The organism is Comamonas sp. SY3 (assembly GCF_041730275.1).
Lineage (GTDB): Bacteria > Pseudomonadota > Gammaproteobacteria > Burkholderiales > Burkholderiaceae_C > Comamonas > Comamonas sediminis.
The window spans coordinates 562317-574402 of sequence record NZ_JBGTYN010000001.1; the positions used below are offsets into that span (position 1 = coordinate 562317).

Genomic DNA, 12086 nt, shown 5'->3' on the forward strand with positions numbered 1-12086 from the left:
CTGCCTCTGGGCTTGGAACGCTAGGGGTGGCCCGGACAGGCCTTGGGTGATCCACCGTCAACTGGCCTGCGCGCGGTGTCCCTGTCGCTTGGCTCTGTTGGCGAGGGACAAGCTCGTGGCCCCCTGTTTGTGCTTGCGCGGGCATGGAGAGGGACATGATCGCCAGGGCTTGGGCTACGGTACCCAGGCACAAGGCGATGGGCCTGATCTGCTTGAAAAGCATGAGGGGTAGTCCTTTGGATGTGTTGTGTTCCTTGGCAGTGGACCATTTCCACATTGCCTCAACATGGCGCCAACCGACACATTCATCTGCGGTGCTACGAGGGTGCAAATTGAAGGACGGCTACCTGGGCCCACTGCCCCGACCAACCCCCCGTTCATCCCTTTCACGGACGCTGGGATAAATCAGATGCAGCCGCCTCGCCTGACCACAGCGGCGCATCTTGACGAGGGATGCAAGAAGTACAGGACCTGTATTTGGTCATCACCAAGGTTGCCTGAACATTGCGTCCTGAAGTGCGCGGATGTGGTACTTTCCTGCGCTTACCCAATACAAGAACCGAGCGCTCTGCATGCGAATACTGATGGTGGAGGACGAACCGGAAATGGCCTCGCTGATACGGCAGGCGCTGGAGGCGCAGGGCATGGTGGTCGATGGGGCTGTATCCATCCTCCAAGCGCGGGCCGCACTGCAGCAACCGCTGCATGACCTGGTGTTGCTGGACCGCCAGTTACCGGATGGGGATGGCGCCAGTCTTATCGTGGAGGCGCGCAGCAGCCGCCCGCACTTGCCCATCATCTTGCTGACCGGAAAAAGAGACGTTGCCGAGCGCGTGCACGGCCTGGACCTGGGTGCGGATGACTATCTAAGCAAGCCCTTTGCGGTGGAGGAGCTCATGGCCCGCATCCGGGCCATCGGCCGTCGTCCTGCCCAGGTGAGCATACCCACGGTGAATGTGGGGCGCCTCACCTTCAACTTCAGCACGCGGGAAGCGCTGGTGGACAACCTGCCTGTGCCCCTGCCGCGCCGCCAGCTTCTGGTGCTGGAAGCGCTGTGCCTGCGCGCCGAGCGCACGGTGCTGCGCGAATGGCTGATTGAGCGCGTCTACGGCTTTGAAGACGAGATCCAATCCAATGCGCTCGATGCGCACATCTCCAAACTGCGCCGCCAACTGGAAGCGGTAGAGGCCGGGGTCACCATCCATGTGATCCGGGGCATAGGCTACCTGCTCAAGGCGAACTAGGATGAGGAGGTTGCGCAAATCGCTGGTCCTGAAACTGAGCCTCAGCCTGATCGGGTTTCAACTGGTCATTTTCATGGTGGTGCTGGCCGGTTTCTCATGGATCGTCGCGCTCAAATCCTCGGGCACGGTGGACGAAGGCGTGGTGGGCACCGTGGCGAATTCGATCCAGCGCGATGCCCAGGGCAGGCTGGTGCAGGCAGACACCGAGGAGATCCGTCGGCTGGCCGCCCTCTCCACGCTCTGGTTTGTTGCCTCAGACGGGAAAGGACAGGAGCTGCGCCATGGGCCGGTGCCAGCCCATGTTCAGGGGTTGGTAGCGGCCTTGCCTTCTTTGGGCGAATCGGGCCTGTGGGCGCGCCATGATCCCGCGGTGTTCGCCTTGCGGGTCGTCATCCACGAGGCGCCCTTCGGGCAGCTGTACTTGCTGGTAGGCGGCGCCCCTTCGCAGGGTTTTTGGGCGGCCTTCACCATCATGATGGCCGTGTTCGCGCTGCCGCTTTTGCTGCCCTTGGTTCTGGTGACCCTTGCTGTCGTTCCCTGGCTCACCCGGCGGGCGCTAGCAGGCGTGTCTCGCACGGCGCGGCAGGCCGAGGCCATCAATATCCGCGAGCGAGACGCTCGGCTGGAAGAAGATGGCTTGCCTGCAGAGGTGCAGCCCCTCGTCAAAGCGGTGAACGATGCGCTGGCACGCCTTGGCCAGGGCTACGACGCGCGGGATCGCTTCCTGGCCGATGCGGCCCACGAACTGCGCGCACCCATCGCCATCCTGGAGCTCCGGGTCGGCATGCTGACATCCGGAACGGCCCGAACGCGCCTGCTGGCCGATGTGGCACGCCTGTCGAACCTGGCCGAGACGCTGCTGGATCTGCAGCGCCTGGGGCGCCAGGGCCAGGAACTGAATGCGCTGGCCGCTATCGACTTGCGCGCAGTGGCGCTGCAGGTAGGGGCCGACATGGCCCCCCTGGTGATCGACGCGGGTTATGCGTTCGAGGTCAACAGCGTTGACGCGCCCATCCATGTCGAGGGTGACGGGCTGGCCTTGGGACGTGCCCTGGTCAATCTGCTGCAGAACGCGATCGTGCATGGTGGCGGCCAAGGGCTTATTGCTCTTGACGTGGAGGCCAGCGCCACGCACGGCAGCTTGCGCGTGCACGACCAGGGACCGGGCGTGCCCCTTGAAGAACGCGAACGCATTTTCGAGCCCTTTTATCGCCTGCACCCGAGCGACCAGGGCACCGGCCTGGGCCTGCATTTGGTGCGGGAGATCATCGATCTGCACCATGGCTGCGTGGAGGTCACGGAGGTACCGGGCGGTGGGGCCTGCTTCGAGATTCGTCTGCCACTGCTAACGAATTCCCGAACGCTGCCTGCCGGCTGAAGACGGCACTGGTCATCCGCCCAACCAGGCGCAGGAGCCTGACGCCCGAGGGCGAGGCCAAGCTCGTGCATGCGCGTTGCATCGTCGGCGAGTTTGACAATATGGAGCGCCTGCTCAGCCATGAAAAGGCGCCGCCCAAAGGGCTTCTGCGGGTCAGCCCTAGGGTGTGTGGAAGCTCACCCGTGGGGGCGGGAGCAGTGCAACCGTAATCACCATCAAGACCCAAGCAAACCTCAGCACCAAGGCGGTGACGATGACTGCCTGCCAGAGTCAGACGATCGCAGGATCGGCATGGTGCTATAAATTGCGAACGCCCAAACATTCATCCACATATGACCTACGATAAAAACGTCTCCCCCGTGGGCTGGTATTTGGTGTCCTACCTCCTTCGTTTTGTTGAACTCGACGACAAAGACAAGAACAACGACAACGCTCGCTTCCTGTCCTGGGAGAACAGCATCCTGGTGCGTGCGGCAGACCAGGATGAGGCCTACGAAAAGGGAGTGAAAATGGCCCATGCGGCCACTGAGCCTTACCAAGGAGGCTCGGCGGGAGTGCCGGTTCAGTGGGAGTTGGTCGGCGTTACCGAGGTTTTGCCCATCTATGAGGAGCCAGGTGATGGAGCCGAAATTGCCTGGACCGAGCGAGCTCCACGGCTACTGAAGAACCTTAAAAAGATGGTGCGTCCCAAAGGCTCGTTTCGGCAGTAGTTCAGGTCAACACCGCAGTGCCAAATCTGCTTGATGGACGGATGGCTGGCAATACGATCTCGTACCTCGTTCCATGCCGTAACAGCCGCAATTCGGCAAGCAGCAGGTCTTCCATGCTCTGTTTAGGGGATCCGGGCGATATCTGACCGCCTGCGCTGGGTCGCTCATAGACAGCCCCAAGCAACATCACCCCCGTCTCATCAATACCGCCAACTTGTAGATCGGTCGCGCATCCGCTGCCGTGGCCTCGCTGTAACGCCCACCACCCTGATCCCCACTGCCACCCTGGATGGCACGTTGCTTGCTTAAGTTTGCTTAGTGCATGAAATTTCAATTTCACATGCACCATATTAGTGAAATACCTATACCAAACTTCGATGAACTGCCCAACACTGGCGCAGCGATCCGAATCGAGCAAGTACGACTCTTCTCAAGGAGCTTTCAATGGCTGGTGGACCTGCACTTTCCTCTGCACCCGACTCTCCCAAGGTGGCCGAACTCGACCAGGCCCTGGACAAGATAGGGGTGACCCGCTCGCACCACACGATCATCTTTTTGATCCTGATTGGCTGCCTGTTTGACAGCTTCGAGCAGAATGCGGTCGGCATCATCGGGCCCATGCTCAAGGAGCAATGGGGGCTGACGGCGTCGGACATCGGCATGCTCAACTCGGTAACCTTTGCCTGCGCGGCGATTGGCCGCATCGTCTCGGGCTATATCGCAGACCGCTATGGCCGCCGCGTGATGCTGTCGGTGGATCTGCTGCTATTCACCATTGGTGCGGGCATCTGCGCGATGGCGCCCAACCTGGCGGTGATGGCACTGGGCCGGGCGGTGGTGGGCTTTGGCCTGGGCGGCGAGATTGCGATTGCGGTCACGATGCTGTCGGAATTCTGCTCGTCCAAGTTCCGGGGCACGGCGGTGGGCCTCGTCAATGTGGGCGCGGGCGGGCTGGGCAATTTTCTGGCACCGGCCTTTGGCTTGCTGGTGTTCTGGATCTTCCCCGGCGACAACGGCTGGCGCTGGCTCTTTGTCTGCCTGATGGTGCCGGCACTGCTGGCTGCGTTCTACCGCCGCTATATCCCCGAGACGCCGCGTTTTCTGCTGTCGCAAGGCCGCATTGCCGAGACCAATGCAGTGCTGACGCGCCTGGCATCGGGCAAGCTGGCGGGCGCTGCGCAAGCCAGCCACCCCTATATCAGTGATGACGGCAGCAGCACCACGGCGGCCAAGATCAAGGTGCGCATCACCGAGATTTTCCGGGGCGCGCTGGGCCGCCGCACCGTGCCGCTGTGCATCACCATCTGGATGACCTATGGCGCGCAGATTTCGGTGCTGACCTTGATGCCGACGATTCTGGTGGGCCTGGGCTACAGCATGTCCAAGAGCCTGCTGTTCACGATGGTGATGCAAAGCGGCAGCCTGCTGGGCGCGATTGCGGCCTCGGCGCTGGGCTTTCACTTTCCGCGCAAACGGGTGCTGACCGCCGGCGCCATCTGCGCCTGCCTGGCTGCACTGACGATTGGCTTTGCCGCCAAGAGCATTGTGGTGCTGCTGATGGCCGGTGCCACCTTCCAGTTCTTTGTGCTGCTGCTCAACACCACCATCTGGATTTATGCGCCCGAGCTCTACCCCACCCGTGTGCGCGCCTTTGGCACCGCCTTCATTCTGGCCACCGGTACGGCAGCCGGTGCACTGATGCCGCTGGTAGCAGGCCGTCTGTTTGATGGCTTTGGCCTGGGCGGCGTGTTTGGCCTGGCCGCTGCGATGTACCTGGTGTTCATCATCAGTGTGCAATGCGTACCCGAAACCTATGGCCGCTCCCCCGATGCCGAGCCCCTGGCTGGCACGCCTGCCGTGGCCCAATCCTAGTTTTGCTGCATGCCCAAAATCCTGCTGATCAACCCCAATGCCTCCGAGGCCACCACCGCGATGATGGCCGATATTGCCCAGCGCGCGGCCCCCGCGCAGTGGCGGATTCTGCCCCGCACCGCCGGCAAGGGGCCGACGATGATCGTCAACGCGGCCGAGCTGGCGCAAGCCGCGCTGGAGGTGGAAGACTGCTGGCGCGAGGCGCCCAGCGACTGCGCCGGCACCATCATCAGCGCCTTTGGCGACCCGGGGCTGGAGCGGCTGCGGGCCTTGAGCCGCATGCCGGTGGTGGGCATTGCCGAGGCCTCGATGCTGGAGGCGGCCAGCGGCGGCCGGCGCTTTGGCGTAGCCACCGTCACGCCGGACCTGGTGGAGCCGATTGCCGGGCGGGTGGCTGCGGTGGGTTTGACCCATCTTTACACCGGCATCCGCCTGACCGAGGGCGACCCGCGCGCCTTGAGTGGCGATGCCCCGGCACTGGAAGCCGCACTGGCGCAAGCGGTGCAGCGCTGTGTGGACGAGGATGGCGCGCAGGCCGTGATCATTGGCGGCGGCCCGCTGGGCCAGGCCGCCATTGCGCTGGCCGAGCGCCTGCACCTGCCGGTGATTGCGCCGATACCGGCGGCGGTACGCCGGCTGGCACAACTGATGGGCTGAGCGCGCCGGCGATCAGCCAAGCGGCTGCTAGTGATGCCAGTTAGCCAGCGGTGCGCAGTTGCCAGAAAGGCAGCGCTTGCGGCCCGCACATGCCGTTCGCGATGCGCTGGGTTGTGGGCAGCGAGCCGGTCAGCCCCAGATGGCCATGGCCGACGGCCAGCCACAGGCCCTGGATCGCATCGATATGGCCCACCACCGGCACCGAGCCCGGCAGGCAGGGGCGGTGGCCCATCCAGTGCTGGGCCTCCAGGCCGGCCAGCGCCGGGAAGGCCTCGCGGGCGATGCGCTCGATGCCAGCAGCGCGGCGCGGGTTGGGCGGCGCCGCCAGGCCGGCGATCTCGACCGTGCCGCCTACGCGCAGCCCGCCTTCCATCGGTGCGATAAACACTTTCTTGTCGGCCAGCACCACGGTGCGTTCCACCAGGTGCTGGGCGCCGGCAAACTGGGCGTGGTAGCCGCGTTGTGATTCGATCGGCAGCAGCATGCCCAGCGGCTTGAGCAGCGCTGGCGCCCAGGCGCCAGCGGCCACCACCACATGCGGCCAGCGCTGCGCATCCAACGCGGTTTCGCCGGTGCGCACGGCCCAGCCCTTGTCATCGGGGCGGATGGCTTTGACCTCCGCCTGCACCAGCTTGCCGCCGCGCTGCACAAAGGCATGCAACATGCTTTGCACATAGCGCAGCGGGTTCAGGATGGTGCCGTGGTCGGCCAGGTAGCGGCCATGGGCATAGCCCTGGGGCGCATGGGGCTCCAGCGCCTCGATGCCGGCACGGTCCAGCTCCTCGACCTGGTAGCCGTATTGGGCGCGCAGCTGCCAGCCGGTGGCATCTTTTTGCGCATAGCCGGCATCGGGGTAGAGGTGCAGATGGCCGCGCCGCATGAACAGCTCGGACACACCCAGGTTCTGCGCCAGCGCCGCATGCGCATCGACGGCGCCCTGGTACAGGTCGTTGAGGCGCTCGGCCGCTGCGGCCACGCGCTTGGGCTCGGCCGATTGCGCAAAGGCCACCAGCCAGGATGCCGCCTTGGGCAGGTGCTTCCAGCCAATCGACAGCGGGCCGTCCTGGTCCATCAGCATGCCGGGCACGGTCTTCAAGATGCCGGGCAGGGCCAGCGGCGCGACCGAGCCGGGGCTGATCGCGCCGGAGTTGCCGTAGCTGCATTCCATGCCAGGCTCGCCCCGGTCGATCAGGGTGACCGCCACGCCATAGCTTTGCAGCGCTAAGGCCGTGGCCACGCCAACCACACCGGCACCCACCACCACCACCTGCTTGGGCGCCTGCACCGGGGCGCCCTGCTTGTTCGCTGTCTCTGTCATGTCATCCAATCTGCAAAACCGGCCCAGACCAAGGCGGCCTCGGGCGTGAATCGTGCCTGCGCCAGCTGCTGCTCGACCTCGCCGGCCTGCCACAGCGCAAACTGCGCCACTTCGCCATCCTGGTTGCGCGGCGCCATGCCGTCAGGCACGGTGGCGGCATACCAGTGGATGTCTTCGTACATATAGCCCAGGCCGTCGCCACCATCGCTGTCGGGCTGGCGAAAGCGCAGCACGCCGCCATGGCGCAGGCCTTGCAAGTCGGCGATCTGCAGACCGGCCTCTTCCCAGGTTTCGCGGGCCAGCGCTTGCTCCAGGCTGTCCTGGGCCGAGACCATGCCGCCCATCAAGGTGTCCCAGTGCAGCGGGTAGTTGGCCTTGTTGGCCGCGCGCTGCTGCACCCACAGGCGCCCATCCGGGGCCATGCCCACCAGGTGCACCGCCAAGGTGGCAATGCCCAGCACGCGCACCGCCCCGCGTTCCACGGTGCCGATGCGGCTGCCATCCACTGCCTGCACGGCCAGCTGCTCATTGCGCCAGGGGCCGCTGCGGCCCGCATCGCGCAACGCATCGGCCAGGCGCCCCATCAAGGTGGTGGCATCTTGCGTGGGCGATTCCAGCAGCCACACCGCCGTGCCCGAGCGCTCGCGCTTGGACAGCAGTGCATCACCGCCCAGGCGCCCTGCGATGCCGGTCTCGATCAAGAAATGCTCGACCAGCGAGCCGACCGCCTGGCCGTTGACCCAGAGCGGCAGCCTGGCCTTGCGCGGTGGCGACTGCATGGCCGTGCGCGCAGCAGCCAGCCAGGCGGGCGGCTGGGGCGCGAACGGCGGGGGAGATACAGGGGACATGGGGCACTATCAAAATAAAAGCAGATGGATGTTAGTCCATCTGCACCTGTGGGCCACCAAGCCCCGCCCCAAAACCCGATGCGGGCATCGGCTACGGGAATATCAAGGCAGCAGGATGCTGCTGCCCGTGGTCTTGCGCGCCTCCAGCGCGCGGTGCGCGGCCTGCACTTCGGACAGCGCAAAGCGCTGCGCGATGTGGATCTTGACCTGGCCCGAACCGACGACGGCGAACAGGTCATTGGCCATCGCCTGGCAGGCCTCGCGCGAGCGCAGGTGGGTGAACAGCCCCTGGCGGGTGACATAGAGGCTCTTGGCCGCCAGGATGGCCGGCGCAAAAGGCGGCACCGGGCCGGAGGCGTTGCCAAACGAGACCATCAGGCCAAAGGCGCGCAGGCATTGCAGTGAGCCATCCCAGGTGTCCTTGCCCACCGAGTCATAGACGACCTTGACGCCCTTGCCGCCGGTGATGTCCTTGACCCGCTCGGCAAAGTTTTCCGTGCGGTAGTTGATCGCTACCTCGGCGCCGTTGGCCAGTGCCAGCTGGCATTTTTCATCGGAGCCGGCGGTGGCAATCAGGCGCAGGCCCAGCGCCTTGGCCCATTGGCAGGCGATCAGCCCCACCCCGCCAGCGGCGGCATGGAACAGCACAAAGTCGCCCGAATGCAGGCCTTCGGCCGGCTTGGCCTGGCGCAGCAGGTACTGGGCCGTCAGGCCTTTGAGCATCATCGCCGCGCCGGTTTCAAAATCAATGCTGTCGGGCAGCTGGCAGACATAGGTGGCGGGCATCACCCGCACTTCGCTGTAGCTGCCCGGCGGGTTGCTGGCATAGGCGACCCGGTCGCCCGGCTGCAGGTGCTGCACGCCATCGCCCACGGCCTCGACGACACCGGCGCCTTCCATGCCCAGGTTCAGCGGCATCGGCAAGGTGTAGAGGCCGGTGCGCTGGTAGACGTCGATGAAATTGAGCCCGATCGCATGGTGGCGGATGCGCACCTCGCCCGGGCCGGGCGCGCCGACGTCCACGTCGACCAGCTTCATCTCCTCGGGTCCGCCATTGCGGGCAATCTGTACTGCCAAAGACATGGAAATTCTCCTGTGTGAACTGGATTGGGTCTGGCCAGGTTCCTGGTGCCGTCAGTCACCATGCTGCCACGCTTTCAGACGGACCGCTGTCACGGGGATGTACAGTCTGGCGATGCAACAAAAACTGACACCTTCGACGATGGCGCTGCTGACCACCGCGCCGCTGATGTGGGCCGGCAATGCCGTGGTCGGCCGGCTGGTGCATGAGCTGGTCTCCCCGATGCTGCTGAACTTTGTGCGCTGGCTGCTGGCCTTTGCGATCATGCTGCCGCTGGCCTACCCGCTGCTGCGCCGGGGCAGCCCGCTGTGGCCGCACTGGAAGCGCTGGTCCGTCATCGGCCTGCTGGGCATTGGCTGCTACAACGCCTTCCAGTACATGGCGCTGAAGACCTCGGGCCCCATCAATGTGACCTTGGTCGCATCCAGCATGCCGCTGTGGATGATGGCTTTTGGCGCGCTGTTCTTCCAGACCCGCATCACGCGGCCGCAGATGCTGGGCGCGCTGTTTTCGGTCAGCGGCGTGCTGCTGGTGCTCAGCCATGGCGACTGGCAGCAGCTGAGCCAGCTGCGCCTGGTGCCGGGGGATCTGTTCATGCTGCTGTCCACCGCCTGCTGGTCGCTCTACAGCTGGCTGCTGGTGCGCACCCATGAGCCCGCCGGCATCAAAAGCCAGTGGGCGCTGCTGCTGATGGCCCAGCTGGCGTTTGGCCTGCTGTGGTCGGGCCTGTTTGCCGGCACCGAATGGGCGATGGGCGCCAGCCAGCTGCAGATGAACAGCACCCTGCTCTGGGCGATTGCCTATATCGTCATCGGCCCGGCGATCCTGGCCTACCGCTGCTGGGGCATCGGCGTGCAGCGGGTCGGCCCGACGGTGGCGGGCTTTTTCACCAACCTGACGCCGCTGTTTGCCGCCGTGCTATCGGCCGCATTTCTGGGCGAGCCGCCCCGGCTCTACCACGGTGTGGCCTTTGTGCTGGTCGTCGCCGGCATTGTGATCTCGTCGCGCCGGGCGTGATGCGGCGCGATGCGCCGCTTACAACCTGCTACCGATAGAACGCAGGCTTCACACTGGCGCCCTTGTGCAGGCGCACAGTGCATCCCATATGCGGTGACACCACCATCGCAAGGATGCCGAGATGAATGCGCAAGAACAAACCCTGATCGAGAACCTCTTCCAGCAACTGCGCCAGCGCGATGGCCAGCCCAAGGATGGCCAGGCAGAAGCCTGGGTACGCCAGCAGGCCCAGCAAACCCCGGATGCGCTCTATTGGCTGACCCAGCGTGGCCTGCTGCTGGAGCAGGCGTTGCAGCAGGCGCAGCAGCAAGAGGCGCAGTTGCAGGCACAACTGGTCGAGGCCCGGGCTGCTGCCGCCCCACCGGCCAGCGGCAGTGGTGGCAGCTTTTTAGGTGCCGGGCTGGACACGCATTTTGGCCGTACCCCCGATGCCAATCTGGCCAGCCGCAGCCCAGCGGGCTATGCGCCGAGCTATCCGCCCAACAGCGCGGCCCCTGCTGGCTATGCCGATACGCCCGCCCCGGCCAGCAGTGGGCGCTGGTTTGGTGCAGCCCCGGCAGCGCCTGCGCCCATTCCCGCCCCGATGCCTGCGCAGCCCAGCGCGGGATCGGCAGCAGGCGGCTTTCTGGGCCAGGCTGCTGCCTCGGCCGCCGGTGTGGCAGGCGGCATGCTGCTGTTCAATGGCCTGAGCCACCTCTGGAGCAACCCCGCCCAGGCAGCGACCACCCCCAGCCACGCAGCCAGCAGCAGCGGCCCGGCCGCAGACAGCGCCAGCACGGCCAGCGCCAGTTCCACCGGCAGCGGCGACAACAGCGGCCTGGACCAGCTCGCCCAGCAAGCCGGGCGCGACCATGTGGACTCCTCCGTCAACCGCTGGATGCCCGAGCAGGACAGCAGCAACAACAGCAGCGACAGCAACAGCCAGGACATCGCCGACTATGACAGCGGCGACGATGGCTTTGACTTCTTTGACGACGACCAGGCTTGATCGCCGCCAGCCTTCATGTCAGGCGTAAAAAAACCGCCCGGGCATTTGCCCGGGCGGTTCTGCTTTGGGTGACAGGTGCTTAGAAAGTACCTGTGTAGGAGCCGCCATCCGGCAGGATGTTCTGGCCGGTGATATAGGCGGCCTGCTGGCTGCACAGGAACGCGCAGATCGCGCCAAACTCATCGGCGGTGCCGTAGCGACCGGCAGGAATCTGCTTTTGCTGCGCCTCGCGGATATCGGCTTCGCTCTTGCCGGTCTTGCTGGCAGTGGCGGAGATGGTGGCCGCAATGCGGTCGGTGTCGAACTTGCCGGGCAGGATGTTGTTGATGGTCACGCCCTTGGCGGCAATGGCGCTGCGTGCCACACCGGCCACAAAGCCGGTCAGGCCGCTGCGCGCGCCGTTGGACAGACCCAGGATGTCGATGGGCGCCTTCACGGAGCTGGAGGTGATGTTGACGATGCGGCCAAAACCGCGCTCGGCCATGCCGTCGATCAAGGTCTGGATCAGCGCGATGGGGGTGAGCATGTTGGCGTCCAGCGCCTTGATCCAGGCCTCACGGTCCCAGTCGCGGAAATCGCCGGGTGGTGGGCCGCCAGCGTTGTTCACCAGAATGTCAAAGCGCTGGCCAGGGCCGCCTTCGGCACTCAGCACGGCGGCACGGCCGGCTTCGGTGGTGATGTCTGCGGCCACGGCAATCACCTGGGGGGCCACGCGGCCAGGGGCGGCTGCGGCCCACATGGCGGCCATCACCTTGAGCTGGCGGGCGGTGTCCTTCAGCGCTTCTTCGCCGCGGGCGTTGATGACTACGTTGACGCCTTCATTGACCAGCGCCTGCGCGCAACCACGGCCCAGGCCTTTGCTGGCCGCGCAGACCAGGGCCCATTTGTTGGCAATTCCAAAATCCATATTCAAATCTCCTTGTGGGTACCGATGCTATGCGACAAATGGCAACGGCGTTGGCGCGAACGCCCA

General features: G+C 65.1%; 11 protein-coding genes. 7 read left to right on the forward strand and 4 right to left on the reverse strand.

Annotation, left to right across the window (positions count from 1 at the left end):
- Window positions 1-572: 572 nt before the first annotated feature.
- The 5 genes from ACCQ08_RS02490 to ACCQ08_RS02510 all read left to right on the forward strand — a co-directional run bounded on the left by ACCQ08_RS02490 (window position 573) and on the right by ACCQ08_RS02510 (window position 5861).
- Window positions 573-1244 carry a response regulator transcription factor gene (locus tag ACCQ08_RS02490; RefSeq protein WP_373448757.1) on the forward strand — a complete coding sequence of 224 codons (672 nt, stop codon included), beginning with the start codon at window positions 573-575 and terminating at the stop codon, window positions 1242-1244.
- 10 nt (window positions 1245-1254) lie between these two features.
- A complete protein-coding gene (locus ACCQ08_RS02495) occupies window positions 1255-2622 on the forward strand; it encodes a sensor histidine kinase (RefSeq protein ID WP_373448758.1) in 1368 nt (455 codons plus the stop codon).
- 332 nt (window positions 2623-2954) lie between these two features.
- Window positions 2955-3332, forward strand: coding sequence for a DUF4288 domain-containing protein (locus ACCQ08_RS02500; protein ID WP_373448759.1), 378 nt, complete (start codon window positions 2955-2957; stop codon window positions 3330-3332).
- A gap of 444 nt (window positions 3333-3776) precedes the next feature.
- The gene (locus tag ACCQ08_RS02505) at window positions 3777-5204 is read left to right on the forward strand and encodes an MFS transporter (protein WP_373448760.1); all 1428 of its coding nucleotides are present in this window, start codon (window positions 3777-3779) and stop codon (window positions 5202-5204) included.
- Between the two features lie 9 nt (window positions 5205-5213).
- Window positions 5214-5861, forward strand: a complete 648-nt coding sequence (locus ACCQ08_RS02510; RefSeq protein WP_373448761.1) for an aspartate/glutamate racemase family protein — start codon at window positions 5214-5216, stop codon at window positions 5859-5861.
- Window positions 5862-5901: 40 nt separating this feature from the next.
- On the opposite strand, the gene ACCQ08_RS02515 is transcribed toward ACCQ08_RS02510, so the two are convergent.
- The 3 genes from ACCQ08_RS02515 to ACCQ08_RS02525 all read right to left on the reverse strand — a co-directional run bounded on the left by ACCQ08_RS02515 (window position 5902) and on the right by ACCQ08_RS02525 (window position 9110).
- A complete protein-coding gene (locus ACCQ08_RS02515) occupies window positions 5902-7179 on the reverse strand; it encodes an NAD(P)/FAD-dependent oxidoreductase (RefSeq protein WP_373448762.1) in 1278 nt (425 codons plus the stop codon).
- Entirely contained in the window at window positions 7176-8027 is an 852-nt protein-coding gene (locus tag ACCQ08_RS02520) for an NUDIX domain-containing protein (RefSeq protein WP_373448763.1), read from the reverse strand. Before ACCQ08_RS02520 ends, ACCQ08_RS02515 begins: the two co-directional genes overlap by 4 nt.
- Before the next feature lie 102 nt (window positions 8028-8129).
- Complete coding sequence (locus ACCQ08_RS02525) at window positions 8130-9110, reverse strand: quinone oxidoreductase (protein WP_239811111.1); 981 nt, start codon at window positions 9108-9110, stop codon at window positions 8130-8132.
- A 112-nt stretch (window positions 9111-9222) separates the two neighbouring features.
- Here ACCQ08_RS02525 and ACCQ08_RS02530 point away from each other — a divergent pair, with 112 nt between their 5' ends.
- On the forward strand, window positions 9223-10125 hold the full coding sequence (locus ACCQ08_RS02530; protein ID WP_373448764.1) for a DMT family transporter: 903 nt from the start codon (window positions 9223-9225) through the stop codon (window positions 10123-10125).
- Between the two features lie 121 nt (window positions 10126-10246).
- A complete protein-coding gene (locus ACCQ08_RS02535) occupies window positions 10247-11113 on the forward strand; it encodes a DUF2076 family protein (RefSeq protein ID WP_373448765.1) in 867 nt (288 codons plus the stop codon).
- A gap of 79 nt (window positions 11114-11192) precedes the next feature.
- On the opposite strand, the gene ACCQ08_RS02540 is transcribed toward ACCQ08_RS02535, so the two are convergent.
- Complete coding sequence (locus ACCQ08_RS02540; RefSeq protein ID WP_312451585.1) at window positions 11193-12020, reverse strand: SDR family oxidoreductase; 828 nt, start codon at window positions 12018-12020, stop codon at window positions 11193-11195.
- Between the last annotated feature and the right edge of the window lie 66 nt (window positions 12021-12086).